The sequence below is a fragment of the Sulfurimonas sp. genome (assembly GCF_018698455.1).
Classification (GTDB): domain Bacteria; phylum Campylobacterota; class Campylobacteria; order Campylobacterales; family Sulfurimonadaceae; genus Sulfurimonas.
This window is the reverse complement of sequence record NZ_JABIOQ010000007.1, coordinates 14,166-40,553: the sequence shown is the minus strand read 5'-3', so window position 1 is coordinate 40,553 and position 26,388 is coordinate 14,166. Positions and strand designations below refer to the sequence as shown.

Below are 26,388 nucleotides of genomic sequence, written 5' to 3'. Positions count from 1 at the left end.
GAACTAGACTTAGACGATTTAGATTTAGGAGAAGATGATCTTGAGCTAGACGAAGAGTTATCACTAGACCTAGAAGAAGAACCTGAAGAAGCTCCGGCCCAAGAGGAAGAGGAACTAGATATAGAAGCTCAAATAGAGAATGCTGTTGATGAGTTGAGTGAAGAAGAATTAGAAAGTGAGGTTGATGCAGAGACCCTTTTAAATATAGTTGAGAATGATATGAATGTGTTTGACGGTTTAACGAGTAAAGACCTTAAAATTGCGATTGGTGAAGAAGTAGAAGAAGAAGGCTCAATCATTGATGAGTTAGTAGAAGAAAGTTCTGAAGAAGAGAATGAAGTAAACGAAGAAGTTGTTACAGATAGCATTAAAGAAGAAACATCTGATAATAATGGTATAGAAGCTTTAAAGAAACTTCTAACAGCTTTAAGTGATAAAGATGTCGCAGCTTCTATGAAAGGGATGAAAATAAGTATTAACATTACTCTGGGTGATCAATAGTGGTTGAGAAAAATGGAGTAGTTTTAGTTTTATCTGGACCAAGTGGAGCTGGTAAAAGTTCTTTAATAAATAAGATATCTGATGCCATTGGTGATTATTACTTTTCAATCTCTACGACGACTCGTCCCATAAGAGAAGGGGAAGTACAAGATGTACATTACCATTTTGCTACAAAAGAAGAATTTGAAAAAGACATAGAAAATGATAATTTCTTAGAGTATGCATCAGTTCATGGTAACTACTATGGGACATCTATAAAACCAGTAAAAAAAGCACTGGCAGATGGTAAGTTAGTTATCTTTGATATAGATGTTCAAGGTAATATGGCTATCAAAAATAGACTAGGTGATATAACTACTTCAGTATTTGTTACACCACCTAGTTTGTCTGAACTGCAAAGACGACTGAAAAACCGTTCTACTGATTCACAAGAAGTAATTAATCGACGTGTTAAAATGGCGATTAGAGAGATACAAAGGGTTTCTGAATTTGATTATTTTATAGTAAATGATGACTTGGAAACAGCTGCATCAGTTCTTAAAAAAGTAGCAATCACAGCACGATTAAAGATCCCTCACGACAGGATAAATACTTTTGTGCAAGGATGGGAAGAGATATAGTAATAGCCTCGATAAGAGAAGTTACAGCAAAGTAGCGATATACTCACAACTTAATTTTATAAAAGGAAATATATAATGGGCATGCCTGGTACAACAGAACTAGTAATAATATTTGGAATAATTGTTCTTCTCTTTGGAGCAAAGAAAATACCTGACTTAGCAAAAGGTTTTGGAAAAGGAATCAAAAACTTTAAGAGCGAAATGAAAGAGGTTGATGAAGAGATCGCAGCAGATGAGCCTAAAAAAGTTGAAGGTAGTGAAGAAGTAGCTTCTGCTGAAACAACTGACACAACAACAAAAGTATAATATATGAAACAACGTGTATCGGCGCTATTGCGCGAAAAGCTAGGTCGAGAGGTTGTTTTAGAAAAACCACGTGATCGTTCTTTTGGTCACTTTGCGACTCCTATAGCATTTTCACTTGCTAAAGAGTTGAAAAAATCCCCTATGATAATTGCAGAAGATTTAGTTGCATCTTTTACAGAGTCTCCAGAGTTTTCAAGTGTTGAGTCTGTTAAAGGTTATATAAACTTTCGTTTAAGTGAGGGCTTTTTAGCTGAGTATGCATCTTGGGCATTAGATAATCCAAGTGCATTTGCTAAGCAAGACAAAAATCAAAAAATACTTTTAGAATTTGTATCTGCAAACCCTACTGGACCTCTTCATATAGGTCATGCACGTGGTGCTGTTTACGGAGATACACTTTACCGTTTAGCAAAACATTTAGGTTATGACATTACTGCAGAGTATTATGTTAATGATGCTGGAAATCAGATAGATTTACTTGGTCTCTCTATTCAACTGTATGCTCGTGAAAATATTTTAAAAGAAGATAACGTTGAGTATCCTGAGTCTTATTATAGAGGTGAGTATCTTGAGTCTTTAGCTTCAGGTGCAAAAGAACATTTTGGAGCTGAAATTCTAAATGATGAATCTCGCCAAAAAGAACTTGCAATGTGGGCTAAAGATAAAGTAATGGACATCGTAGTTGATTCTTTAGCTGACACTAACATCCATTTTGATACTTTTGTTCATGAGTCTGGTCTCTATGCTGACTGGGATAGAGTAATGAAGAAGATGGGTGACAATGTTTATGAGAAAGAAGAGAAGCTTTGGATAAAGTCTGAGTCTAAGGGTGATGATCACGATAGAGTAGTTGTTCGTGATGATGGTCGTCCAACTTACTTAGCTGGTGACATAGTCTATCACAACCAAAAGTTTGAACGAGGCTATGATCATTACATAAATATCTGGGGAGCTGACCACCATGGGTATATCCCGAGAGTAAACGCAGCTATAGATTTTCTCGGCTATGATTCAAATAAACTTGAAGTACTTCTTTCTCAAATGGTTTCTCTTTTAAAAGATGGTGAACCTTACAAAATGAGTAAGCGCGCAGGTAATGTAATCCTTATGAGTGACATAGTTGAAGAGATCGGTTCTGATGCTCTGCGTTTCATCTTTGCATCTAAGAAGTCTGATACTGCATTAGAGTTTGATTTAGCTGAGTTTAAAAAGCAAGATAGCTCAAATCCTGTTTTTTACATTCAGTATGCACATGCTCGTATTCAAACATTACTGAGCAAGGCTACTGTTTCAAAAGACGAGATAAATGCAGCCGAGCTTAAAAACTTGGGTGAGAGTGCAGATATCTTACTTTTTGACGCTCTTTTACTTCCTGAGATTGTTGAAGACGCTTTTAATTCTCGTCAAGTACAAAAACTACCTGATTACCTAAAGTCATTAGCGGCATCTTTACACAAGTTTTACTATGATGTAAGAATGATAGGTACAGATGATGAAGCAAAACTACTCAAGCTTATACTTGTTGTTGCTTTAAGTATAAAAACTGGTCTTTCTCTTATGGGAATTGCAGCTAAAGATAAGATGGTTAAAGAAGAGGAAGTATAAAATGATAATTCCAGATAATAGAACAGGTTTCTCTATGAAAGTAGAAGGTATACACCTCACTCGTCCTGATCTACATGAGATTGCAGCAGACTTGAAAATACAACCTAAAGATATATTGTTTACAAATAAGATACTAACTATTTATACTACATCTGAGGCATGTCAAGAGATTGTTGATGATAATGCTCTTATGTCTTTTGTTTCGATGGCTCTTGATATTCCAGTAGAAGACCTCAGTGAATTGACAGCGGTGAAGGCAAAGCCAAAAGTCTTAGACATGAGCGATTTGCTTGAAGATGATGAGGACGATGACTAGTTTATATTGTAAGAAATACTTTTAGAACTTATAGTTAATACCAAAAGAGAGGCTTAGTTGTTGCATAGTTGTTTGATATTCATAAGGCATATCTACAGCTTCAAATCCTAGTTCAACTGGATTTAGTGAACCAGAGCGAGTTGCAGTTGCTGTTGGCGAGTACATCATGGCAAGGTCAAAATCTATATCTTCATCAAAGGCATAACCTCCACCAACACTAAAATGTGTGGTTGAAATAGCAGGAAACCCTACCATATTTAACATAGAAACTGCCTGTTTAAATACAAGTGTACCTTGCACATCTGTCAAGACTGCTCCAAATTCATCAGTAGTATTTGGGATAGGTGAATCAGCATAGGAATAACCTGCACGTAGGACATAATCTTTTCCTGTGTGTTGCATACCAAAAGCATAAACATGTTGGCTATCCCAGCCAAAATCTCTATAACCTTCAGCCGTTCCCCATGCAATATAACGATAATCAAATGTCACAACCATTTTATTAGATATATCATAAGCGAAGCCAACTGCTATTTCCCAAGGCTGTTCCATTGTTAAATCATCTCGGTGATCTGGATTCGTTGCAGCAAGTGCATCTGTAATACTACCAGCTCCAGAAAGTTTTTGAATAGTATCTGCTATATCCTGTGCATTTGGAATAGTTGAAAAGGCTACATTATCCATTAATTGAACACCAATAGTACTGACATCACCTGTTGTTAGTCCTGCTCCTGTATTATTTCTCATCCATTCATCAGCCATGTAGACCATTCCATTTGGTCCAAACTGCGAAAAATTTGCAACTTCTCTATAGGTATTTTTTAAAGCAGAGTTATAAGTTGCACCTATACGTAGTTTTGGAGTTACTTTGACATCCATTCCAACAGTATAGCCAATAGCGGATTCTAATTCACTTCCTCCAACATTAGTTCCAAATATACCCTCACGCTGTGATTGTGGTTTTGTACCATAATCATAAGAATTACCACTTTCATCTAGGTAACGATCATCATAATTTAAGCTTAAAGAACCAAGACCTAAAACGGGTGCAAAACCAAAGGTTGTATTACCTTGTCTATACGAAAAACCTGGAATTATTTTCATAAGTAACATTGAAGAGTTTAACTGACGCTGTGAATACTCACCCTCATACTGTGTTGCCATACCAGCAGCTCCTATAATTGCAAATCCAAATACTAGTTCATCAAATATACGAGTTGCATAAGTCATTGATGGTATGAAGTTAGTATCGAACATATTTGCACTTGTCGCTGTTATTGGATTGTCGTAACTAGGGAGATTTGGAAGCACTAGATTTGCATTGAGTGGCATTTTATCATAGACAGTTGAATTCACTGTGGCACTAAAAATAGTCATATCAAACTGAAATTCATCTTTTTCTATGTCGCCAAGCATTGAGATATTTTTATGCATAGCTTCTGTTGCATGAGAGTAAAAGGCTACACCTGTTCCACCCATAGAACGAGAAACCGTAGAAGTACCTACCATGTTAACACCGTTTGTGGCAAGCAGTAAAGTAGCAGACAGTGATAGTAAAAGAGTTTTTTTTAACATATAAAGCCTATTGTTGAAAATTTTTGTATTAAAATTCTACTGAATATTAAGAGAAAAATTTCTTAGAGTGTAAAGTAGAGTAAACCAGCTTAAAGCTGGTTTACATATAAGCGAATAAGGAATTAGCTACTTACGGTGCTACCGTAGTATCTACATTAGCAGTGTTTGAAGAGTCAAGTCCGATAGCACTTAATGCACTATCACTTAGATCTGATAGGTAGTTCATAAGAGCTTGAGTATCTTCTGGTGTAATAGCACGGATTTTATAAACATTAAGACCAGTAATATCAAGACCATCTTCATCAACAGCGATAATATCATCGTTACCCATATCAACTTTAGATATTTCAATAGTTTTAACAGTACCAGCAACCGTAACTAAATCAATGTCGCCAGTTGTTGTTACATTGTTTTCATCAGTAACATGAAACAGAGTCTCATTTATTGAAGTTACATAGATATCAAAGTACCCAGCATTAAAGTCAAAGTTAGTTTTAGCAACATTTGTATTTTTAAAGTTTGCAGGGGCACTTAGCCAATCAACAGCGAGCAACCAGTTCGGAATATAAATATTTTTAGCAGATGGATAAAAGTATTCACGAACTAGTTCATTTGAACTTAAGTCAGCGAGCCAATTAGCATCAACATTGTTATCATAGTAAGCCATTGCACCATTAGTTGCAGTACCGTAAGCAAATTCCCAAGTAAGTTCGTTAAATGCTGGTAAAGTAAACGCAGCTTTAGCATGAGCCATAGTGTAACTTACATTGTTATCACAAGTGTATCCAAGTGAATTTTCAAAAGAGGTAGTTATATCAGTTGCACTACTACCGCAAGTAACATAAAAAATATCTTCTTGCATAGCTAATTCAATGAGACCATGTATCCCATAGACATTGTCATTTTCTATTCCATCTTGAGTCGATGGAATATAATTAGGATTAGTAATTGTAGTCATATAAGCTTCATTTTTACTTCCATCAGCATTACGACCATCTACAAAAATTGAGTATGCAGTATTACCTTGATCAGTTAACTCAGCCATAACAGATTGATCACTACTTAATAGTGCGGAACTAAGGTCTGCAAGACTTACACTTGACCATGCACTAAGCATAAGGTCAAAAATATCATCATACCAGTCTGAACCTGTAAGCCCTAAACCAGCTGAACGAGCAGGAGAAGGAGTTGCTGCTACATCAGTTGGAGCAGTATAAGCATCCCATGCAGCTTGAGCAACAGTAGTTGCACTATCAAGTGCAGTACCCCAAACATTTATACCATGAAATTCAGCATACTTATAGCCAGCATTCATAAATGCTCTAGCATAAGTCATGTAACGATCAGATGGAATAAGACCTGCAAAACCAATAAATGCTCCAGAGTAAGCACCAAAACCATAAGCACCAGAACGAGTACCTTCAGCATTAGCTTCGCCATAAATTCCATCATACATACCAGAACCTATAGCGATTATGTTTAAGTAACCTTGTATAGTATCAGCTTCACCAGCACCATTTGGTTTGCCAAGAAAGATGTTGTCCATAAGCATAGTAAGTGTATTAGTTCCATTAGCTGCATCAGCTGATTTTACTTTATCCATTGCAGAGACAAAAGAGTCTGTTGTTTCTGGTGTTTTGAAAAGTGAGTAGAAGAATTTTTCATTTATAAGTTCATTTGCATCACCATGACCTGTAAAAGTCTTAGTATTTGCATCATAAGTTGCATTAGCACCTGTGTTTAAAAGTAAAGAAACAAACTTATCAGCACGACGCACAGCTGTTGAACCAGTTGGAGTAATGAAGTAGTCATTTGCATAACGATCCATTAAAAGACCCATATATGCATTTGTAGAGTGTGAAACACTTCCATCATGTACAGCATCATTGTTTGAAAGAAGCATGGCATCTGTTAAACAGCCGTACATATTTGCGTCTATTCTTTCAAAGAAGAAACGACCTATGATGTCACGTTCTTCTGCAAGTGCAGTAAATTTTTCACCAAACTCTGTACTCCCGCGAAGCATAGGACACATTTTTTCAGCTAAACCCCAGTCTGCTTCCATAGAGTTAATCATGATTTGTGAAGTTGTCTCAGACTTACGTGCTAAATCAAGCATAACAACAGTAACACCCTCGGAGTTAAGTACAACATCAAAAGCAGCAGTTGTAACTTTGTCACCAAGTTTTGTATCTAGTACTTTTACAAGACCATCTTTAACTTTATCTTTAACTTTATCAGTAATTTTAGAAAATAAACCAGCTGTCTGTGTAGCAGTTTGAGTTGATGAAACAGGTTGACTAGCTAAAAGTTTTGCTTCTCTTGTGGCTGCATCAACTTCTTCTTGTGTTGAGTTTTCATCTAAACCTACAAATGCTTCATTAATTGCATCAATAGTATTTTCTGCTTGAATAACTGAAGCAGAAACCTTGGAAGTAACTGTTGTGTTCTCTGATTCGCTTGAACCACAACCTTGTAAAAGAAGAGCTGCTAATAGAACTGATCCAACATACGATTTTAAATGTAACATGAGTTTCCTTGCTAGAATTTTGCATTAAAATAACAAAACCCTATATTTAAATTTCATATATTATAAAAAAATCTAATGTATAGAGAGCTTAATTTATAACATTTTTTTATTTAGTGTATGACTGAAATTGGTATAGAAACGGCTGTAATCCATGTGTGTAGTGTATTTATGTGTAAAAAATAGAGAGATATCCATGTTACTAATGTACACACTATAAACACGTGATTGGGAAGGGTAAGACTAAATGAATCACTAACTTTTGAGTCAAGGTCTGAAATATTTATAATAACATGAAAATGAAGACGAGGATGACGACTAGAACTTTTTAATAAGTTCTTTCACTTCTTGGAGATACTTTTTTGGTACTTGTATTAAAAGAGGTTTTTTCTTTTTATCTAACCAGTTAACTATCTTTTTTAAATCACCATATTTCATCGATGTGCAACCAGCCGTTGATGCACCTTCCTCTTTTTGAACATGTAAAAATATACAAGAACCTCGTCTTGAAATAGCTTGTCCATTATGCCCTATAACCACACCTAAAGTATATTGTGAGTCTTTGCGTTTCATGTACTCAAAACTTTTCTCATTTCCATGTGCTTGAATGATTTGATTATAGAAGTTTGATTTGGAGTCATCAACACAGATAAGTTCCTTTGATGTATATAAATAGGGTAAAGAAAAGTTGTTTACACTTGAGTATCCAAATATATCAGTGAGCTTAAAGATACCTATTGGGGCTTTCCCATCACCTTCATATTTTATAGGTTCTCTAGAGTCATGTTGTATACTATGGTCCCCAAGCCCCCATGCTAAGCCCGTCCTCCCAATATTCACTTTTATATTAGAGAAAATTAGTTTATCATCTTCATAACAATTTAAGCTTGCTTTTGACGTGTTGAAGTCATCTGCAGTAACTAGAAGTATTTGTTGAGATGAAAATAGTAAAATTGAGGTATTTAGTAAAATTAAGAAACTTTTTATCATAAAGTATGGTACTATTACTATTATATGATTTAAATTAAATATTGGAAAATATTATGGGTATTAAAATACGTAAGGCTACTGTTATTGATAGTTCATTTTTAGCACAGATGATTTTACAAAGTTCACGTGCTGGAAAAAAAGATGGTCTTTTCGATTTACTTTTTAAAACAAACGATGATAAAGTTATTTTAGAGTATCTAGAAAAGCTAACAGTTACCAATGCAAAAAGTCACTGTAACTATAGTAATTTTTTAATAGCAGAGATGGATGGGAAAAGTGTTGGAACACTTTGTAGCTATGAACCAAGAATAGCTACTAAAGAAACATTTTTAAAAGCACTCCAAGAAATTGGTGTCGATGAAATGGATGAAGCTCTTTCTGTTATGTACTGTTGTGATTTTAATTTAAATAACAGAACATTAATGTTTGACTTTATGGAAGAACTTGAGGGTTTTATAGATGTAGGAATTTTAAAAGAATTGATGCAAAAATCACTTTTAACAGCACGATTAAAAGGCTATAGAATCGCACAAACAATGATAGAAATAGGCTCTCTAGATGCAAAATTATTTTATACAAAACTTGGATTTAAAGAAGTCTCTCAACTAGAGTGTGAACTTTATAAAGAAAAGTTTGGACGTGCTGGTCTTGTACTACTGTCCTTAGAGTTTTAGGAAATATTTATAGAACTCTCTGCATTATCTTTACTCCCTTCTCTCCTTGCTATTGTCTTGGCACTTTACACAAAGAATGTGATTGTATCCTTGTTTAGTGGTATTTGTGTCGGTCTTTTCATACTTAATAATTATGATGTTCTTGCATCACTTGAAGCCTTATATACTCTTTTTACTTTTTTACTAAGTGAAGGATGGATACTTAAAACCTTGGCTTTTGTTATTTTAGCAGGTGCAATTATGGCACTTATTCAAAAGAGCGGTGGAGTACATGGTTTTGTGAATTTCATGTTACATCAAAAAAAGATAATTAAATCTGAGCGTTCAGCATTGATGGTTAGTTATATTTTAGGTGTTGTTATATTTGTTGAAACTTCAATAACAGCACTTGTTTCGGGAGCAGTTGGAAAACCACTCTGCGATAAATACAAAATACCTCATGAAAAGTTAGCCTTTGTATGTGACTCAACTTCTGCACCCATAGGCTCACTTATAGTACTTAATGGTTACGGAGCACTTCTTTTAGGATTGTTAAATACACAAATATCTCAAGGATATATTCAGGAAAATTCAACAACACTTTTAATAAACTCTTTGATGTATAACTTCTATGCTATATCTGCACTAATTGTCACATTTACATTTATATACTTCAACTTTGAAATAGGTGCTATGAAAGAAACTGTTTATAAAGCTAAAGTAAATGTAGACAAAGAGCATCGACCCTCAAGTATGTATTATATGCTTTTACCTATTTTTTTAATGGTTAGTTTAGTCTTTGTATTTTTATATATTACGGGTAATGGTGAAATACTCAAAGGAAGTGGTTCATCTTCTATTTTTTACACTATGTTAAGTACATTTGTATTTATACTTTTTTACTATGTGGGTACTAAGAACTTATCCCTTCGTGAGTGGAGTAGTACTGCTTACAAAGGTGCAAAAAGTTTTGTTCCAATTTCATTTATATTAGTCTTTGCCTTTGGAATCGGGAATGTGACAGGAGAACTTAAAACTGGTGTCTATCTTTCAACTTTAGCTACTGAGAATGTAAATCCATACTTTTTAGCAGGAAGTATTTTTTTACTAAGTTCTTTGATGTCATTTTCAACAGGCACATCTTGGGGAACATTTAGTATTATGATACCTATAGCCATTCCTATGGCAGTAGGTATGGACACTGATGTAGCCTTAGCAATAGGAGCTGTTATAAGTGGAGGTGTCTTTGGTGATCATTGTTCACCTATTTCTGATACTACTATTATTTCTTCGATGGCTTCAGATTGTGAAGTGATGGATCATGTGAAAACACAACTACCTTATGCACTTATCAGTGGAGTAATCGCATTAAGTTTATTTATTATTTTTGCTATTGACCCAATGCAATATTTATAGAGTACTTCATGTCATCATCGAGGTTATCCATGGAGCTTAGCATCCATCTTAGGTAGCCAGCATCTTCTCTCGCTACTTCGACTAACTCTTTTCCCTTATGTTTTCCAAACCTAAATGTTTTGACTAATATAGGTGTACTAGTAAGGTCGACCATTTTTTCCACTGGATTTTCTCTAGGATAAAGTAGAGTAACGCTCTCTTTTAGTTTTGAAAGGAGTAACTTTAGAACAAGAACATCACCTATCGCATCATGAGCCTTTACAACTACACCAAGAGCTGCTGCTTCTTTCTCTTCTTCTTTGTATAGTTCCATTTTATATCTAAAATATTGAAGTCTGTGAGCATCTTCATCTGGAAGTATATGTTTTGCTACTCTCAGTGTATCTATAATCTTCATTTGGGGAGTAAAGCCCTCTTTTTGAAGCATTTTAACATCAAATGGTGCATTATGAATGATGAGATAATTTTCGTTATTATTGAGATCGAGGAGCCTTTTATATGCAGAAGTCTCCGTACACTCAGGTTTTCCTTCAAGTAAGTCCGGAGTAATTCCATGCACTTCCATTGCCCCAAAATTTATTGGAACATCAGTAGAGTTGAATTCATTATGAACTTCTATGGGTTTAGTACCAAGAACGATATAACCTAATTGTATAACGCGGTCATTGTCTCCTGTGCCTGTTGTTTCTGTGTCTAGAATTATATATTTTGCTGCCAATGTTTAGCCTTTTTTATTTAAATGTCGAATATCTTGTTATTCATTGCTTGTTGCATAGTTATGCACTTCATTAATAATATTATTTTGCTGTTTAGTAAGGTATTCATGAATTTTTTTACTACTTTTATTTATACTTATAATTAAAAATATGATTTTTATTACTTGCCCGTCTTTATTATAAATAGTTTTAAGATACTTTGTTTGAATAGGGAGTTTATCTTCATAAAGAGTAATTGACATTGAAGTTTTATTTTTTAAAAATTCTTCTTCTTCTTTGGATATAGCTATACTAATACCTTTTTCTGATAAATCGTGTACTGTAAACTCTAAAACTTTATAATTAGTATCTGTAACTTCTACAATTACTTTAAACGTAGGCTTTATTCTAATAGATTGTCTTAGGTGCGCATCTTTTTTTACTAAAACAAAATTATTAATTGTAAAGATATTCTCATGTGTATTGGCAACATGCCCATGAACAACAAATTTCCCTCTTTTAGTATTAGAAATAAGTAAAATATCATCACTTTGGAGGAGTGAAATATGATGCTTATGGTCTACTAATATCTCTATAGAGTTTTCACTTAGCCTAAGAATCTTACCAAGATTTTTTAAAGGAAGACCTTTATATAAAGTCAATACTGTTATTTGCGATATTTCATTAACTTTATAAAATTTTGCGACTTTAGAATCAATATTTATTGTGTCAACTTTCTTGTGATCTAGCACGTGCTCTTTCTCATAGTTTTGTATCGTACCGAGCAAAGAATGAGTGATTAGCATAAATGAGAATATGTCTAAATTATCATATTTTTTTTGTGAGATAATAATTGTTTTACCGATATATTTAAAATACTCGTAGTTACAGAAAAACAAAAATAGATTTTCTTCATTTTCTATATTAATAGTTTTGAGAAAAATATCAATGCCATTTTTCTTGCTAAGAAATTCAATGTTTAGGACTTCTAACATATACTGGTTTATATGTTCAATCTTTTTATTTTTAAAGGTTATAACACCATTCCCGAGTAAATTAAAAGCTTCTAAATTATCCATATGTTCCATCTTTGTGAATTATTTTATTATCTTGTATATATTATAACAGATAGTTCGCTAAACTTATAAAAAAATATAGGCAACAATTTGATTAGTAATCCGTATATATACCTTTTGACTCTTGCATTTATAGCTACTGCTTTATACAGTATTGAGACAAAACTTAAATTTAGAGTTTTCAAGCTAGTTCCAGCTATTGTCATGATATATGCTTCAAGCATGATACTCGCTACAAGTGGTGTTTTTGAGTTCAACGAAGAAGTGAATTCCATATATAAGCTAACAAAGTCAAACTTACTCCCTGCGATGCTTTTTTTGATGCTTATGCGTATTGATTTTAAACACTTTTTCAAACTTGGAAAATCTTTACTGATAGCTTATGTCTTAGCTGTCTTATCTCTAGGTATTGGATTTATAGTAGTTGCAATAATATTTAATTTTTCACCTGAAATGTCAGCTGCATTTGGAGCACTTGCGGGAAGTTGGATGGGCGGTACAGCAAATATGATAGCTGTGGGTTCCGCACTTGGAGTAAGTGAAGAAGCTTTTGCTTATGCTTTTGTTGTCGATAGTGTAAATTATACCCTATGGGTGATGTTACTTCTTTTTCTTGTTCCTTTTGCAAAGTACTTTAACAAATTTACTTCAAGTGATACGAATTTAGCCTATGTAAGTGATATAGCATGTGCTTGTAATATGGGAGCTAAGCGGTACTGGCTTTTAATTCTTTTATCTCTAGTAGCTTCTTTTTTAGCACAATATATAAGTACAATAATCTCAATACTAAACACGCCCACAACAACTGTTATCATGGCGACTCTCTTAGGAATTGGGGCTTCATTTACAAAATTAAAAGATTTAAATGGATCGAGTGAGGTGGCTACTTCTATGCTCTATATAATTATAGCTCTCATCGGTTCAAAGGCAGTTATCCAAAGTTTTAGTGGACTGGGTGTTTATGTTGGAGCAGGTTTTAGTATTTTAGCTATTCATGCGGCTATTATGATTGTGGGGGCAAAGGTTTTTAAACTTGATCTGTTTTCAATAGCAGTCGCTTCACTTTCAAATATAGGAGGAGTAGCTTCAGCTCCCATACTTGCAGCAACTTATAATAAGAACCTTGTGAGTGTAGGTGTGCTTATGGCAATCATGGGGTATATCATAGGTACGTTTGGTGGATTACTGGTAGGAAATATTTTAATAGGAATAACAAGCTAAATGAATAAAATAATATCTACAATAACAACAGAGGTAAAATACATTGCCCTTAAAACACCATTTATCACTGCTTTAAGACGAGTAGAAGACATTGAGTTTGTGCGTGTTAGTATAGAATGTAGTGATAGAAGTATTGGTATAGGTGAAGCACCTGCTACTTTTGCCATTACAGGCGAAGACATAGAAACTATACTTCATTCCATCAAGAGTATTAAGGATGAACTTATCGGCTTACAACTCCAAGATGCAATGACTGCACTACATAATTCATCTATTGGTTCAAGTGCAAAAGCCTCTCTTGATATAGCAATACTCTCTCTAATGGGTTACTTTAAACTGGAGAATTTTGAGAGTATCAAAACAGATATAACTATAAGCTTTAATCCAAAAGAGAGAATGCTGAGCGATGCAAAAGATGCTCTCTGTCGAGGTATGGATATACTAAAAGTAAAACTTGGCAAGGACATCAACCATGCTATAGAAGTTACAAAAGAATTCTCAACAAAATTACAAAATGCAAGACTACTCATAGATGCGAATCAAGCCTGGAGTTTAGAAGATTCACTTCTGTATGTAAACGCGACGGATGATTTAGGCTTAGAACTTATAGAACAGCCAGTTGTGGCAAGTGACCTAAAGGGTCTCAAAGAGATTAGAAACGCTACAAAAACTCCTTTATTAGCAGATGAGTCTGCATTTACACTTGATGAGGTGAAAACAATTGTAGAGTCTAAAAGTGCAGACATGATAAATATCAAACTTATGAAATGTGGTGGTGTAAGTAAGGCCGTAGAGATTCTAGAGTATGCACGAGAAAAAGGTATAGACTGTATGTTAGGTTCTATGCTCGAAGGACCATACTCTATAAATGCAGCTCTGTACCTCGCATTTAACTATAGAGATGTTATAAAGTATGTAGACTTAGATAGTCCTCTTCTTTATAGAGAGGCTTCTTCTGAATTGGACTTTCATTTTGATGGAGCAGTTATTAGTTTTTAAAGATTAAATTTCGCTCTTAGCTACATAATGTAACCAAATATATCCAAATACTCCTGCAAATAGAGAGGCACAGAGTATTCCAATTTCAGCTTGAGAGATTCATGATTCGTTACCTAAATATGCTAAATCAGCTATGACAATTACAGCACCAATATCATCTACAATAGCAAGAGCTACAAGAAAAGTAACAAGAGCTCTCCCATTAAAGCTTCGCGTTTTATTTCAAGTCCAACATAAAGAAAAAAATAGCCATGAGACCATCGTTTATCCAATGATGTACAGTATGAGAGAGATACCAAGAACCAACACAAAGGTCTACTTTCATATGAAAAAAGTGGACATATGTTTCAGTCAAAGGAGTGTTGGCAAGTAAAAGTGCGATAAAAGTCATGACTATCAAAACTAAACCAGTTGTAGTCTGAGCATGAATAAAGTGTTCAAATGGTGTTGCGACTTTATTGAAGGCTTTTCCCCATGGTGCATATATTTTCATTTTACTCTGGCCTTTATAAACTACTTCCCGTAAAAACTGCTAGATTACTCAAAAACTACCATGTTTCGACCAGAACTCTTTGCCTTATGTAACATCATATCTGCTTGAGCGATAATATCTTCGAGTGAATTATTGTTATGAATGGCTACGCCAATAGAAATAGTGAACTTAATTGTAGTTGAGGGATCAACTCTAAATATAAAGTCTTCTACATCTTGTCTTATACGTTGAAAAATATCTAAAGTACTGTTATGGTTGATGTTTTTGAGAACAATACAAAACTCTTCTCCACCAAAACGAGATACTAGGTCTTTATGGTTTGTAGATGATCTTAGTACCTCTGAAAGTGCTACTATCACTTTATCACCTACATCATGACCATATGTATCATTTATTTTTTTAAAATAGTCTATATCTATCATTGCAAGTGCAAATTCTTCACTATGAAGTTGCCTATTTTCTATATATTCATTCATATTTCCAAAGAAAAATCGGCGGTTATAAAGTCCAGTTAAAAAGTCGCGATTTGCATGATTTGTTATAATTTGTATATTTTCTAAAGCTTCTATTGAATTATTAATTCGACAAGAGAATTCTTCTTTTAAAAAAGGCTTCTTGATGTAGTCGCTTGCCCCTTCTTTTAAAAAAACAGAATTTATTTCATTATCTTCATTTGAAGAAATAGCAACGATGCCTAGCTCATTTTTATTATATTTTTTCCTAAGCTCCCTTGTGAGTTCTAGGCCATTCATAACAGGCATATTATAATCTGTTAAAACAAGTGAAAAGTCCGTATCGCGTCCTATTAGGCTTATTGCTTCTTCTCCATGTGCAACAGCCGTAACAATAAAAAACATATTTTCTAACATACGTTGCAACTGTTTTCGAAACACTATAGAATCATCTACGACGAGAACTTTATGGTTTGTATTTTTTTTTAGTCTTTGAATAGTTTGAATAATATAGTTTACATCTTTTGAGCCACTTTTATTGACATAATCTATAATGTTTTTTTGAAGCATTTGTTGACGAAATTCGTTGTCTATAGTTCCACTTAGAACGATAGCTCGATTGCCTTTTTCTAAAACATAATCGACGACTTCACCATTGGGAGCATCAGGAAGGTTGATGTCAAGAAGTGTTAAAAAGTATGTGTACCTTTTTAGAAATAACTTAGCCTCGGAAAATGTGTAGGCAATATCTACCTGATATTTTAAAGAAGTCTCTATTTTTCTAGATATTAATTTTGCCAGTGCTTTGTTGTCTTCTACTATTAATACTCGTTCAGTCATAATTTCTCCATAATTCTTCTAGCTATAATACTATAATTCATCTGAAATTATAGTGATAATAGATATAATAATTGAATGAATTATCTTGAGATGGCAATAGAAAAACTACTAAATGGGAATAATGTCTTCTTAACAGGAGGTGCTGGAGTTGGGAAAACAACAATTACTCGAGAGATAATATGTCACTATGAAAATGAAGCAAAAAAAGTAGCAAAACTTGCCTCAACTGGAATGGCTGCAACACTTATAGGTGGTCAAACACTCCATAGTTTTTTAGATTTAGGTATCGCTTCAGATATGGAGGATTTAAAAACTAAGGGTAAGTACGAGATAAAAAATAAAGTTAAAAAACTTATTTTATCAATGAGTCTCATAGTTATAGATGAAATATCCATGGTAAGTGATACTCTTTTTGAAATGATATCCCTGCGTTTACATCAGGCAGAATTTAACGGTACACTTTTAGTTGTAGGTGATTTTTTACAGCTTCCTCCTGTTGTCCGTGGAAGCAGTGAAGTCAGATTTGCATTTGAGTCTTCTTCATGGAATATATCAGCATTCCAGAAGATAGAACTTACACATATATATAGAACTGATGACAAAAAATTTATAGAACTTTTAAACCATGTGCGTTTTGGTCTTGTCAATGAACAAGTGCATAACTATCTAAATGAATATATTAAGCCTTTGCCAAATGATGGAAGTAAGTTTACATTTCTTTTTGGAAAAAATATCTCAGCACAGAGACATAACAAAAAACAACTTGAATTTATCCAAAGCGAACTTTTTATCAAAGAAGCACAAATAATCAAACATAACAAGTCCACAAAAGAGAATGAAATCGAGCGATTTATGAATGATGCAAGGATAGAAAAAGAGTTGGAGTTGAAGGTAGGTTGTCCGGTGCTCTTTACAAGAAACTCGTGGAACTATTTTAATGGTGAAAGAGCAGTGGTAGTCAATGTAGAGGCAACATACATCTATGTGCAAAAGAGTGATGGGAAAATCATAAAACTGGAATCAGTGGCACAGAGCAAAGCCAAGTGGAATGAAAAAACAATAGATGGAAAAAAAGAGATGATAGAAGAGAACATTTTTACCATTTATCAGTTCCCAATCAAGTTGGCGTTTGCGATAACCATTCATAAGTCACAGGGAATGAGCATAGAAGACTTAATAATAGAAACAAACGAGATATTTGCTCCCTCACAGTTTTATGTAGCACTTTCACGTAGTTCAAATCCGAGTAACCTAAACCTTATAGCACCTCAAAAACAGTGGCATTCTTTAGCATATGCTAATGAGAGGGCAATGGCATTTGTGAAAAATAAAAAAGAATACATTGTTTAAAGCAATAGATAAAGGCATATTATATATGCTTTTTGGTGCTCTTGTATCAGCACTGAATGGGGCAGTTTCAAAGATACTTACTGATGATATGTCAGCTATGGAAATAGTCTTTTTCAGAAATATTATAGGAGTTGGACTGATTCTTTATGCACTTAAGCATACTCCTCCAACTCTGAGTGGTGGAAAGTGGTACTTGCTTATAACTCGTGGAGTTTTTGGTTTTTCTGCCATGATACTTTTTTTCTATACAATTGCAACCATCCCTCTTGGAGAAGCGATAACTCTTAACAAAACTTCACCACTTTTTGTGAGTATTTTAGCTTACTATCTTCTTAAAGAAAAGCTAAATAAAACTACACTGGTCGCACTTTTAATAGGTTTTTTAGGAGTTGTATTTATAGTTAAGCCTATGGGGATGAGTATATCATATGAGCATTTTTTAGGGATATTGGGTGGATTCTTTGCAGCAGCAGCTTATACGACCATAAAAAAGATAAAAGACATTTACGATGCTAGGGTGATTGTACTCTCTTTTGTGGGAATAGGGACTCTGTTGCCAGCACTGTTTTTTTTCCTTGCTCCTTTTGTAGATGGACCAGAGTCTCTTTCATTTTTATTTCCAGTGTTTAGTTATCCGAGTTCATTTAAAGTGTGGGGGCTTATTGCTTTTATGGGTGTAATTTCTGTTGTATCACAGTGGTTACTCACAAAAGCATATAGTGCTACAAACCTAAGTATAATAGGTGTAATCTCTTATACTAATATTCCTTTCGCAATTGGTTTTGGCTGGATGCTTGGTGATGTTTTTCCAGATATTATGATGTTTATAGGTATAGGATTAATTGTTTTAGGTGGTATTTTAGTAGGAAATAAAAGTAAAAAATGATATGTAAAATAACTAGACAAAGAAGTTAAGAAGTAAGTAGTACTTACTTCTTAGGGTGGAGTGATGATTATAAGTCACCCTCGTGCTTACCAAGATACTCAGCAACACCTTCAGTTGTAGCCTTCATACCTTCGTCACCTTTTGTCCAACCAGCAGCACATACTTCACCATGCTCATCAGTAAACTGCATTGCATCTACCATACGAATCATTTCATCAATGTTACGACCAAGTGGTAAATCATTAACTACTGAATGACGAACAACACCATTACCATCAATTAAAAATGAACCACGCAGCGCAACTGCTTCACCAAAAAGTACATCGTAATCTTTAGAAATTTGTTTTGTAAGGTCAGCTACAAGAGGATAACCAACACGGCCAATACCACCATTATTAATTGGAGTTTCTCTCCAAGCAAAATGAGAAAATTGGCTATCTACTGAACAACCGATAACTTCAACACCACGGTCTTTAAATTCTTGAAGTCTGTGATCAAAAGCGATAAGTTCTGATGGGCAAACAAATGTAAAGTCTAGTGGATAGAAAAATAAAACTGTACCTTTCTTTCCCATATTCTCTGATAATTTGAAATCTTCAACGATTGAACCGTCACCTAAAACTGTTGTTGCTGTAAAGTCTGGAGCTTGATTAGTTACTAACATATATAATGTCCTTTAGTTTTGTATGTGCCATTCTAGCTAAAGTAAACTAATAACACTCTGATTCATAATTGAAAGAAATTACTTAAAGAAAATATTTATTTTTTGTATACAAATTTTATTAATTAATTCTTAGATATACTTTCATCGATTTATAGGGCTAGAACCTATACTTCAATAAGGAAAATCGATGACAAAAGAGTATATATTTACTTCAGAGTCTGTAACAGAAGGGCACCCTGATAAGATGGCAGATCAAATTAGTGATGCAATTTTGGATTATATTATTGAGAAAGACCCACAAGCACGTGTTGCTTGTGAGACATTAGTGTCTAATGGTTTTTGTGTAATTGCAGGCGAATTGAAGACAACGGCTTATGCCCCTATGCAAGAGATTGCTAGAAAAGTTATTCAAGAAATAGGATACACTGATGCTCAATATGGCTTTGACTATAGAGCGGCAGCTGTATTAAATGGAATAGGTGAACAATCACCAGACATTAATCAAGGTGTAGATCAAGCTAATGGCGAGATTGGTGCTGGAGATCAAGGTCTGATGTTTGGATATGCTTGTCGTGAGACAGATGTTCTTATGCCTTTACCAATTCACTTAGCGCACCGCTTAACACAAAGACTGGCACTAGTACGTAAAGAGGGTATCGTTCCTTATCTACGTCCTGATGGAAAAGCACAAATAAGTGTAAGATATGTAGATGACAAACCAGTAGCGGTTGAGACTGTTGTTATTTCGACTCAGCACCACGATGGAATTAGTCAAGAACAGATTCACAAAGATATGATAGAAGAAGTAATTAAGCATGTTATCCCTGCTGACATGATGGATGAAAATACTATTTTTCATATCAACCCAACTGGTAAGTTTGTAATTGGCGGACCGCAAGGTGATGCTGGTCTTACTGGTCGTAAGATTATAGTGGATACTTATGGTGGTTCATGTCCTCACGGTGGTGGAGCATTTAGTGGAAAAGATCCTACTAAAGTTGATCGTTCAGCTGCATATGCAGCTCGTCATGTTGCAAAAAATCTTGTTGCTGCAGGTTCATGTGACAAAGCTACAATTCAAGTTGCTTATGCAATTGGTGTTGTTCAGCCTGTATCTATTATGGTAGATACTCATGGAACAGGAAAAGTTGACGAAGAAAAAATCGAAGAGTGTGTAAAAGAGCTTTTTGATTTATCCCCTGCTGGTATTATTAAGTCTTTAGACTTACTAAAACCTATATATAGAAACACCGCAGCTTATGGTCACTTTGGCCGTGAAGAAGATGGCTTTACTTGGGAAAAACTAGACAGAGTCGCTGAGATTAAAGAGTATTTATCTCTTTAGTGCTTTCTACAAATGTAACAAATCTGTAGATTTTTATTGTAGCTAGAGAATTTTAGCTACATTTAAAACTCTACAGTGTATAGTACGAGGATTAAAATAAAAGGAGAAATAATGTCAGTAATAATTAATGATACTTGTATCAACTGTGGTGCTTGTATAGATGAATGTCCTGTTGAGGCAATTGTAGATGAAGATGATAATCCAGATGGTGAGGATGTTTACTATGTATATGGTGACAAATGTGTAGAGTGTGTAAGTCATCACGATGAACCAGCATGTGCTACTGCATGTCCTACTGAGGGATGTATTACTTGGGATGCTATCGGTGATAGTCCATCACATAGAGAAGACATTACTGAAGAGCAACGTTCAAATCACGAAAATATCGTAGAGTAGTTTTTTTACTCTTCAAACTAGAATATCTTTTGATATTCTAGCTTTTTATCCCTGCTAAATAACAACTTCCCCTTTATAAATCAAAAAATATTCTTTTTAAACAAAAAAACATCTTTATTTAGATATAATTCCACTCACAATTTATATTTTTAGAGGAGATTTGATGGAAAGAACACTATCAATTATTAAGCCAGATGCAGTTGCAAAAGGTGTTATAGGTAAAATTTTAGACAGATTTGAGAGCAATGGTCTTAAATTAGCAGCAACAAGAAAGATGCAACTTTCTCGTGGTGATGCAGAAGCATTTTATGCAGTTCATGCAGAGCGTCCTTTTTTCAACGACTTAGTTGATTTCATGATTAGTGGTCCTGTTGTTGTGACAGTACTTGAAGGTGAAAACGCGATGCAAATTAATCGTGACCTTATGGGTGCTACTAACCCTAAAGAAGCTGAAGCTGGTACAATCCGCGCTGATTTCGCTGAAAATATCGATGCAAATGCAGTTCACGGAAGCGATTCAGTTGAAAATGCAGCTGTTGAAATAGCTTTCTTTTTCTCAGAACGAGAAATTTCTTAAGTATATACTAATGAAAGTTGTACTTAGAAAAGTAAATAAAACTCCATTGGATTTTGATATAAAATTCAATGAAATAACTTTTAAAGGTTATTTACAGTATCATACAGGTAAATTAATTTTGCTTAAAGCGAACTTGGAAGGTTTACTCCCAAAATCGTGTGATATATGTGCAGAAGAATTTATGATGCCAGTTAAAGAAGAGATAGAGTTTTTTATCTCGGATGGTATTTATGAAGATGAAAATAACATCGAATTTGATGTTGTTGAATCTTTTGATGGGAATGCAGATATAGATGAGTTACTTAACTCAGAAATAGAACTTATCAAAAGTGACTATCACAGTTGCGATGAGTGTAAGCACTCAAACTTAAATTTAAAATAAAAGGAACTTAATACTATGGCAGTACCTAAACGAAGAGTCTCTCATTCACGTGGAGCGAAGAGAAGAACTCACTATAAAATCACATTAGCAAAACCAGTTAAATGTGAAGATGGAACTTACAAGTTACCACATCACCTTAACCCAACTACGGGTGAGTACAAATAGTCAATGATTAAAATTGCTATTGACGCAATGGGCGGGGACTTTGGTCCTGAGCCAATTGTTAAGGGTTGTATTGCCGCACTTAAAAAGAAAAAATTCATACCTATTCTTGTAGGGAAAAAATCAGAAATTTTACCTCTGTTACCAAAACGTTATAGAGATAAGATTTCTATAGTAGATACTGATGATGTAATTTCTATGAGTGATGCAGCAACTGATGCAGTTAAACGCAAACAAAGTACTATTTATATGGCTGTAGATCTTGTGAAAACTGGTCAAGCTGATGGTGTTGTCTCAGCTGGGCATAGTGGAGCAACGATGACACTTGCAACATTGAGACTAGGCCGCCTTAAGGGTGTCTCGCGTCCAGCACTAGTAACTCTTATGCCAACAAAAACTGGTCGCCGTTCAGTTGTGTTGGATGTTGGTGCAAATGTAGACTCAAAACCGGAACATTTAGTGCAGTTTGCGGTAATGGGTGGTTGTTATGCGGAAGATGTTTTAAATATTGAGAATCCCAGTATTGGCCTTTTAGCTAATGGCGAAGAGTCATCTAAAGGGAATGAAGTAACTAAAGCAGCATTTAAACTTTTAGAAGGTTATAGAGGCTTTAAAGGAAATGTTGAGGGCGGAGATATATTTAATGGATCTTGTGATGTTATTACCTGTGATGGATTCATTGGAAATTTAGTTCTTAAGACTACTGAGGGTGTTGCCTCGACTATTGGTCAATTGATAAAAGATTATATTAGAAAATCTCCTATTGCTATTACTGGTGCTCTTTTAATGAGAAAAGTTTTTAAACTTCTTAAAAAACAGATAGATTATGCAGAAGTAGGTGGTGCACCACTTATTGGAATAAAGGGATGTGCTATTGTGAGTCATGGTAAAAGTAACCCGAAAGCTATCCAAAATGCAATCTATCAGGCTATTAGTTATGTAGATACTGGTGTGAATGAGCATATAATAAAAAGACTAGAAGAGTTACAACAAAAGGAATCTTAATGGCATATGCTGCTTTTCGTTCTATAGGTGCTTATGTGCCAGAGAAGATACTTACTAATGAAGACCTTGCTAAAATGGTTGACACTTCAGATGAGTGGATTACTAAACGTACAGGTATTAAAGAACGTCATATTGCGGCAGAAAATGAGTTCACTAGTGATTTGGGTACTAATGCAGCTAAAATAGCTATTGACAGAAGTGGTATAAATCCTGATGAAATAGACATGGTCATATGTGCAACTATTTCACCAGACTATTTTTGTATGCCATCAACTGCTACTATTGTCAGTAAAAAACTTGGACTTAAAAATATTACTGCATTTGATATTAGTGCTGCTTGTACGGGGTTTGTTTATATACTTTCAATTGCAAAAGCTTTTATAGAATCTGGTATGAAGAAAAATGTACTTATTATTGGTGCTGAAAAACTTTCTTCGATTACGGATTATACAGACCGTGGAACTTGTATTATATTTGGTGATGGTGCAGGTGCAGCACTAATTAGTGCAACTGAGAATAAAGAAGAAGCAATAATAGATGTTCACACAGGTGCTGATGGTACGTATGCTGACTTGCTTATGACACCAAATGGTGGAAGTGGTTCAGAACATGATTCATTAAGCGAAGAAGTAAATAGTTGCTTTATGCAAATGAAGGGCAACGAGACATTTAAAGTAGCCGTACGCACACTTACAAAAGATGTTAAAGAGATTTTGAGCGAGAATAATATAGAAAGTGACTCTGTAAAACATTTTATACCGCACCAAGCAAATTATCGTATTATTAAAGCTGTTGGTGATGCTTTAAAAATGAAAGATGAACAAGTTGTAGTAACTGTTGGAAAATATGGAAATACCTCAAGTGCATCTATCCCAATGGCGATGAATGATATTTATGAGAATGGTAAACTTCAAAAAGGAGACCTTATGCTTCTCGATGCATTTGGTGGTGGCCTTACTTGGGGTTCAGCACTTGTCCCTTTTTCCCCTCTCGTATAAAATTTAACAGAGCTTTTAATTGTGTTTTTGTGTAAGAGCATTAAAAACTCTTTTGTGAAAAGCATCTTGATCTGCTAATTGAAGTTTTGAATCTCTCTGCTTTTCTCCCCACATTGGGTTTGGAAAGTAACTATCTTCTTTAAACCTTGCCATTACATGAATATGAACACGAGGTAAGATATTGGCAAAAGATGCCATATTAATCTTGTCTGGATTATAATAATGTTGCATCTCGTATTCTATTAAGTCATAAGTTTCCCAAAGTTTTTTACGAAGACCAAGTGGAATATCACCTAACTCTTTATATGGCTCTTTTGTAAATATCTTCAACCAAGGTATTTCACTTTCTTCTTGTTCGACATAGAAAGAAGCATCTTCATATATAATCATATTTGACATAACTAGAGCCTTTTTAACAATTATAGCAGATATTAGAAAGAATGTGTGAGAAAAGAGATTCTCGGGAGAATCCCGAGAAAGAGTAGAAGAGTGTTATAGGTTTAAAATTAGTCTCTGTTACCTTTATAACCACCAGAACTTCTTCCGCCAGAGCGGTTTCTATCGCCACCTGAAGAATTTCTGTCACCACCTTCACGGTTACCTTTGTATCCACCACCGCCACCAGAACGGTTTCTATCTCCACTACCTGAACGAGGTTTGTTTCCACGGTATCCACCACCACTACGACTACCACCACGACCACGACTATTTCCACCACCACGCTGTGCAGCGCGAGCTAAAATAGCATCAAGTTTATCAGCAGGAATACCAATGTTAGCAGGCCCTTTTATATCTTGCTTATCAAGAATCATAGAAATTAGCTTGTACATGATTTGCTCTTCATCTATGTCTTCTTTAAGACGGTCAAGAATTTTATGTGCTTCATCGTAAATATGTTGCTCTTCAATGCTACTTACCATTGCATCAACAGTATTACTTCTTAGGTCATTTTTACTTGGAATAAAAGCATGAGTCATTGAAGTTCCAACTTTTTGCTTGATACGTTGTAGTTCTTTGAACTCCATTGGAGTAAGAAGAGTTATCGCCTTACCTTTTGTACCAGCACGCCCTGTTCTACCAATACGGTGAACATAAGACTCAGGGTCAAATGGAATATGGTAGTTAAAAACATGAGAGATGTTACTAACGTGGATACCACGAGCAGCAACATCTGTTGCAACAAGAACATCTATTTGATTATTTTTAAAACCCTTAATTACGTTTTCACGTTGGCGTTGCTCCATATCTCCATGAAGGCTATTCGAAGAATAACCTTCTTTACTTAGAACATTTGAAAGTCTATCTACTTCAGATTTTGTTCTACAAAATACAACTGATTTTGCACTAGCTTCAGAACCCATAAGACGGATGATAGCATCATCTCTCTCATGCTCGTCAATTACATAGTACTCTTGTTCGATATCAATGTTTGTAGTTTCACCTTTAGTGATTGAGATAAACTCAGGGTCTTTAAGAATTCTAGACGCAAGCGTTTTAATAGGTGCTGGCATAGTTGCTGAGAAAAGTAGTGTTTGACGCTCTTTAGGTAAATATGAAAAGATTTCATTGATATCATCCAAGAAACCCATGTCAAGCATCTCATCAGCTTCATCAAGTACAACAATTCCTGGAGCAAAATCTGGTACCATTCCACGCTTAAGTATGTCTAACATACGTCCTGGAGTTGCAACAACAACTGAAGCACCACGAGCGATAAGGTCAAGTTGACGTTTGTATGAGCTACCACCATAAACTGTTACAGTTTTAGCTCCTAAGTTTCTACCATATTTGAAAATTTCATCACTTACTTGAGTTGCAAGTTCACGAGTTGGTGTTATAACTAACATCTCAACTGAACCATCCATCTTCATGTTATGAAGTGCTGGAAGACTAAACGCAGCAGTTTTACCTGTACCTGTATGTGCTTGACCAACCATATCACGACCAGCTATCACAACTGGGATTGCTTGTGCTTGAATCGGTGACGGCGTAGTAAAACCTGCGTATTTTACACTTTGAAGTAGTTCAGATTTTAATCCTAACTCGTCAAATGTCATAGTTTTTTCTTCTTCTATCTTTGGTTCTTCGGGTGTTTGTTCGTTTTGTGCATTTTCTTGCATTATAATCCTTTAAATTAAGGAGATAATACAAGCTGCTTATACACATTACACAAAGCAGGGTACCTTCCCCTTAAATATTAGGCGAATTATACCCAAATTTATCTTTAATATGATTAAAAATTCATATACTACTAATTACTTAAGTTTATAATGCTACAAATAGAGCTCTTATTTTGCAATATGTCATATAAATGAAAGTAGAAAATATTTAGTGTATA

Annotated in this window: 27 protein-coding genes and 2 pseudogenes; 18 read left to right on the top strand and 11 right to left on the bottom strand. The window is 34.7% G+C overall.

Features of this window, described 5'->3' with window-relative positions; translation table 11 throughout:
* The 5 genes and pseudogenes from HOG88_RS01540 to HOG88_RS01520 form a co-directional block, all read left to right on the top strand.
* Window positions 1–501: pseudogene (locus HOG88_RS01540) on the top strand (DNA topoisomerase IV); the annotation flags it as partial.
* The gene (gene gmk / locus HOG88_RS01535) at window positions 501–1,121 is read left to right on the top strand and encodes a guanylate kinase (protein ID WP_295002433.1); all 621 of its coding nucleotides are present in this window, start codon (window positions 501–503) and stop codon (window positions 1,119–1,121) included. The pseudogene HOG88_RS01540 and the gene gmk, both read left to right, overlap by 1 nt.
* Window positions 1,122–1,196: 75 nt before the next feature.
* The gene (gene tatA / locus HOG88_RS01530) at window positions 1,197–1,427 is read left to right on the top strand and encodes a twin-arginine translocase TatA/TatE family subunit (RefSeq protein WP_295002431.1); all 231 of its coding nucleotides are present in this window, start codon (window positions 1,197–1,199) and stop codon (window positions 1,425–1,427) included.
* Window positions 1,428–1,430: 3 nt separating this feature from the next.
* A complete protein-coding gene (argS, locus tag HOG88_RS01525; RefSeq protein ID WP_295002429.1) occupies window positions 1,431–3,032 on the top strand; it encodes an arginine--tRNA ligase in 1,602 nt (533 codons plus the stop codon).
* 1 nt (window position 3,033) lies between these two features.
* Complete coding sequence (locus HOG88_RS01520; protein WP_295002427.1) at window positions 3,034–3,348, top strand: hypothetical protein; 315 nt, start codon at window positions 3,034–3,036, stop codon at window positions 3,346–3,348.
* A gap of 21 nt (window positions 3,349–3,369) precedes the next feature.
* Here the strand turns inward: HOG88_RS01520 and HOG88_RS01515 are convergent, their stop codons facing one another.
* The 3 genes from HOG88_RS01515 to HOG88_RS01505 form a co-directional block, all read right to left on the bottom strand.
* On the bottom strand, window positions 3,370–4,923 hold the full coding sequence (locus HOG88_RS01515) for an OmpP1/FadL family transporter (protein ID WP_295002425.1): 1,554 nt from the start codon (window positions 4,921–4,923) through the stop codon (window positions 3,370–3,372).
* Between the two features lie 130 nt (window positions 4,924–5,053).
* A complete protein-coding gene (locus HOG88_RS01510; protein WP_295002423.1) occupies window positions 5,054–7,453 on the bottom strand; it encodes a hypothetical protein in 2,400 nt (799 codons plus the stop codon).
* A gap of 315 nt (window positions 7,454–7,768) precedes the next feature.
* Window positions 7,769–8,440: a L,D-transpeptidase family protein gene (locus HOG88_RS01505; RefSeq protein ID WP_295002402.1), complete on the bottom strand. Its 672-nt coding sequence runs from the start codon at window positions 8,438–8,440 to the stop codon at window positions 7,769–7,771.
* A gap of 53 nt (window positions 8,441–8,493) precedes the next feature.
* Here HOG88_RS01505 and HOG88_RS01500 point away from each other — a divergent pair, with 53 nt between their 5' ends.
* Both HOG88_RS01500 and HOG88_RS01495 read left to right on the top strand, forming a co-directional pair.
* A complete protein-coding gene (locus HOG88_RS01500) occupies window positions 8,494–9,114 on the top strand; it encodes an acyl-CoA acyltransferase (protein ID WP_295002400.1) in 621 nt (206 codons plus the stop codon).
* A 57-nt stretch (window positions 9,115–9,171) separates the two neighbouring features.
* Window positions 9,172–10,509, top strand: coding sequence for a Na+/H+ antiporter NhaC family protein (locus tag HOG88_RS01495; RefSeq protein ID WP_295002397.1), 1,338 nt, complete (start codon window positions 9,172–9,174; stop codon window positions 10,507–10,509).
* Here HOG88_RS01495 and HOG88_RS01490 read toward each other — a convergent pair.
* Together HOG88_RS01490 and HOG88_RS01485 are read right to left on the bottom strand one after the other, a co-directional pair.
* On the bottom strand, window positions 10,484–11,227 hold the full coding sequence (locus HOG88_RS01490) for an exonuclease domain-containing protein (RefSeq protein ID WP_295002395.1): 744 nt from the start codon (window positions 11,225–11,227) through the stop codon (window positions 10,484–10,486). The two genes, HOG88_RS01495 and HOG88_RS01490, sit on opposite strands and share 26 nt — an antisense overlap.
* A gap of 36 nt (window positions 11,228–11,263) precedes the next feature.
* Entirely contained in the window at window positions 11,264–12,283 is a 1,020-nt protein-coding gene (locus HOG88_RS01485; RefSeq protein WP_295002394.1) for a hypothetical protein, read from the bottom strand.
* Between the two features lie 87 nt (window positions 12,284–12,370).
* Here HOG88_RS01485 and HOG88_RS01480 point away from each other — a divergent pair, with 87 nt between their 5' ends.
* Together HOG88_RS01480 and HOG88_RS01475 are read left to right on the top strand one after the other, a co-directional pair.
* A complete protein-coding gene (locus HOG88_RS01480; protein ID WP_295002392.1) occupies window positions 12,371–13,501 on the top strand; it encodes a DUF819 family protein in 1,131 nt (376 codons plus the stop codon).
* Window positions 13,502–14,500, top strand: a complete 999-nt coding sequence (locus HOG88_RS01475; protein ID WP_295002390.1) for a dipeptide epimerase — start codon at window positions 13,502–13,504, stop codon at window positions 14,498–14,500. It begins immediately after the preceding gene.
* Window positions 14,501–14,599: 99 nt separating this feature from the next.
* Here the strand turns inward: HOG88_RS01475 and HOG88_RS01470 are convergent.
* The 3 genes and pseudogenes from HOG88_RS01470 to HOG88_RS01460 form a co-directional block, all read right to left on the bottom strand.
* Window positions 14,600–14,668: pseudogene (locus HOG88_RS01470) on the bottom strand (hypothetical protein); the annotation flags it as partial.
* A gap of 49 nt (window positions 14,669–14,717) precedes the next feature.
* A complete protein-coding gene (locus HOG88_RS01465) occupies window positions 14,718–14,993 on the bottom strand; it encodes a Na+/H+ antiporter NhaA (RefSeq protein WP_295002388.1) in 276 nt (91 codons plus the stop codon).
* A gap of 44 nt (window positions 14,994–15,037) precedes the next feature.
* Window positions 15,038–16,285: a diguanylate cyclase gene (locus HOG88_RS01460; protein ID WP_295002386.1), complete on the bottom strand. Its 1,248-nt coding sequence runs from the start codon at window positions 16,283–16,285 to the stop codon at window positions 15,038–15,040.
* Between the two features lie 75 nt (window positions 16,286–16,360).
* Here HOG88_RS01460 and HOG88_RS01455 point away from each other — a divergent pair, with 75 nt between their 5' ends.
* Together HOG88_RS01455 and HOG88_RS01450 are read left to right on the top strand one after the other, a co-directional pair.
* Entirely contained in the window at window positions 16,361–17,635 is a 1,275-nt protein-coding gene (locus tag HOG88_RS01455; RefSeq protein WP_295002384.1) for an ATP-dependent RecD-like DNA helicase, read from the top strand.
* A complete protein-coding gene (locus HOG88_RS01450; RefSeq protein WP_295002382.1) occupies window positions 17,628–18,521 on the top strand; it encodes a DMT family transporter in 894 nt (297 codons plus the stop codon). Before HOG88_RS01455 ends, HOG88_RS01450 begins: the two co-directional genes overlap by 8 nt.
* Before the next feature lie 67 nt (window positions 18,522–18,588).
* On the opposite strand, the gene HOG88_RS01445 is transcribed toward HOG88_RS01450, so the two are convergent.
* Window positions 18,589–19,185 carry a peroxiredoxin gene (locus HOG88_RS01445; RefSeq protein ID WP_295002380.1) on the bottom strand — a complete coding sequence of 199 codons (597 nt, stop codon included), beginning with the start codon at window positions 19,183–19,185 and terminating at the stop codon, window positions 18,589–18,591.
* Window positions 19,186–19,372: 187 nt separating this feature from the next.
* Here HOG88_RS01445 and metK point away from each other — a divergent pair, with 187 nt between their 5' ends.
* The 7 genes from metK to HOG88_RS01410 all read left to right on the top strand — a co-directional run bounded on the left by metK (window position 19,373) and on the right by HOG88_RS01410 (window position 24,050).
* A complete protein-coding gene (gene metK / locus HOG88_RS01440; RefSeq protein WP_295002378.1) occupies window positions 19,373–20,530 on the top strand; it encodes a methionine adenosyltransferase in 1,158 nt (385 codons plus the stop codon).
* A 111-nt stretch (window positions 20,531–20,641) separates the two neighbouring features.
* Window positions 20,642–20,926, top strand: a complete 285-nt coding sequence (locus HOG88_RS01435; RefSeq protein ID WP_295002376.1) for a 4Fe-4S dicluster domain-containing protein — start codon at window positions 20,642–20,644, stop codon at window positions 20,924–20,926.
* 163 nt (window positions 20,927–21,089) lie between these two features.
* Entirely contained in the window at window positions 21,090–21,503 is a 414-nt protein-coding gene (ndk, locus tag HOG88_RS01430) for a nucleoside-diphosphate kinase (RefSeq protein ID WP_295002374.1), read from the top strand.
* Between the two features lie 10 nt (window positions 21,504–21,513).
* Window positions 21,514–21,885: a hypothetical protein gene (locus HOG88_RS01425; protein WP_295002372.1), complete on the top strand. Its 372-nt coding sequence runs from the start codon at window positions 21,514–21,516 to the stop codon at window positions 21,883–21,885.
* A 15-nt stretch (window positions 21,886–21,900) separates the two neighbouring features.
* On the top strand, window positions 21,901–22,050 hold the full coding sequence (gene rpmF / locus HOG88_RS01420; RefSeq protein WP_275851265.1) for a 50S ribosomal protein L32: 150 nt from the start codon (window positions 21,901–21,903) through the stop codon (window positions 22,048–22,050).
* A 3-nt stretch (window positions 22,051–22,053) separates the two neighbouring features.
* Window positions 22,054–23,052, top strand: a complete 999-nt coding sequence (gene plsX, locus HOG88_RS01415) for a phosphate acyltransferase PlsX (protein ID WP_295002369.1) — start codon at window positions 22,054–22,056, stop codon at window positions 23,050–23,052.
* The gene (locus tag HOG88_RS01410; RefSeq protein ID WP_295002367.1) at window positions 23,052–24,050 is read left to right on the top strand and encodes a beta-ketoacyl-ACP synthase III; all 999 of its coding nucleotides are present in this window, start codon (window positions 23,052–23,054) and stop codon (window positions 24,048–24,050) included. Before plsX ends, HOG88_RS01410 begins: the two co-directional genes overlap by 1 nt.
* A gap of 15 nt (window positions 24,051–24,065) precedes the next feature.
* Here the strand turns inward: HOG88_RS01410 and HOG88_RS01405 are convergent, their stop codons facing one another.
* Both HOG88_RS01405 and HOG88_RS01400 read right to left on the bottom strand, forming a co-directional pair.
* Window positions 24,066–24,440 carry an HIT domain-containing protein gene (locus tag HOG88_RS01405; protein ID WP_295002435.1) on the bottom strand — a complete coding sequence of 125 codons (375 nt, stop codon included), beginning with the start codon at window positions 24,438–24,440 and terminating at the stop codon, window positions 24,066–24,068.
* A gap of 116 nt (window positions 24,441–24,556) precedes the next feature.
* Complete coding sequence (locus HOG88_RS01400) at window positions 24,557–26,170, bottom strand: DEAD/DEAH box helicase (RefSeq protein WP_295002365.1); 1,614 nt, start codon at window positions 26,168–26,170, stop codon at window positions 24,557–24,559.
* Between the last annotated feature and the right edge of the window lie 218 nt (window positions 26,171–26,388).

Bases quoted from the DNA above. Each gene is read 5' to 3' on its own strand.
- tatA (WP_295002431.1), top strand. From the start codon at position 1,197: ATGGGCATGCCTGGTACAACAGAACTAGTAATAATATTTGGAATAATT.
- argS (WP_295002429.1), top strand. From the start codon at position 1,431: ATGAAACAACGTGTATCGGCGCTATTGCGCGAAAAGCTAGGTCGAGAG.
- HOG88_RS01520 (WP_295002427.1), top strand. From the start codon at position 3,034: ATGATAATTCCAGATAATAGAACAGGTTTCTCTATGAAAGTAGAAGGT.
- HOG88_RS01515 (WP_295002425.1), bottom strand. From the start codon at position 4,923: ATGTTAAAAAAAACTCTTTTACTATCACTGTCTGCTACTTTACTGCTT.
- HOG88_RS01510 (WP_295002423.1), bottom strand. From the start codon at position 7,453: ATGTTACATTTAAAATCGTATGTTGGATCAGTTCTATTAGCAGCTCTT.
- HOG88_RS01505 (WP_295002402.1), bottom strand. From the start codon at position 8,440: ATGATAAAAAGTTTCTTAATTTTACTAAATACCTCAATTTTACTATTT.
- HOG88_RS01500 (WP_295002400.1), top strand. From the start codon at position 8,494: ATGGGTATTAAAATACGTAAGGCTACTGTTATTGATAGTTCATTTTTA.
- HOG88_RS01485 (WP_295002394.1), bottom strand. From the start codon at position 12,283: ATGGATAATTTAGAAGCTTTTAATTTACTCGGGAATGGTGTTATAACC.
- HOG88_RS01475 (WP_295002390.1), top strand. From the start codon at position 13,502: ATGAATAAAATAATATCTACAATAACAACAGAGGTAAAATACATTGCC.
- HOG88_RS01465 (WP_295002388.1), bottom strand. From the start codon at position 14,993: ATGAAAATATATGCACCATGGGGAAAAGCCTTCAATAAAGTCGCAACA.
- HOG88_RS01460 (WP_295002386.1), bottom strand. From the start codon at position 16,285: ATGACTGAACGAGTATTAATAGTAGAAGACAACAAAGCACTGGCAAAA.
- HOG88_RS01455 (WP_295002384.1), top strand. From the start codon at position 16,361: ATGAATTATCTTGAGATGGCAATAGAAAAACTACTAAATGGGAATAAT.
- HOG88_RS01445 (WP_295002380.1), bottom strand. From the start codon at position 19,185: ATGTTAGTAACTAATCAAGCTCCAGACTTTACAGCAACAACAGTTTTA.
- metK (WP_295002378.1), top strand. From the start codon at position 19,373: ATGACAAAAGAGTATATATTTACTTCAGAGTCTGTAACAGAAGGGCAC.
- HOG88_RS01435 (WP_295002376.1), top strand. From the start codon at position 20,642: ATGTCAGTAATAATTAATGATACTTGTATCAACTGTGGTGCTTGTATA.
- ndk (WP_295002374.1), top strand. From the start codon at position 21,090: ATGGAAAGAACACTATCAATTATTAAGCCAGATGCAGTTGCAAAAGGT.
- HOG88_RS01425 (WP_295002372.1), top strand. From the start codon at position 21,514: ATGAAAGTTGTACTTAGAAAAGTAAATAAAACTCCATTGGATTTTGAT.
- rpmF (WP_275851265.1), top strand. From the start codon at position 21,901: ATGGCAGTACCTAAACGAAGAGTCTCTCATTCACGTGGAGCGAAGAGA.
- plsX (WP_295002369.1), top strand. From the start codon at position 22,054: ATGATTAAAATTGCTATTGACGCAATGGGCGGGGACTTTGGTCCTGAG.
- HOG88_RS01410 (WP_295002367.1), top strand. From the start codon at position 23,052: ATGGCATATGCTGCTTTTCGTTCTATAGGTGCTTATGTGCCAGAGAAG.
- HOG88_RS01405 (WP_295002435.1), bottom strand. From the start codon at position 24,440: ATGATTATATATGAAGATGCTTCTTTCTATGTCGAACAAGAAGAAAGT.
- HOG88_RS01400 (WP_295002365.1), bottom strand. From the start codon at position 26,170: ATGCAAGAAAATGCACAAAACGAACAAACACCCGAAGAACCAAAGATA.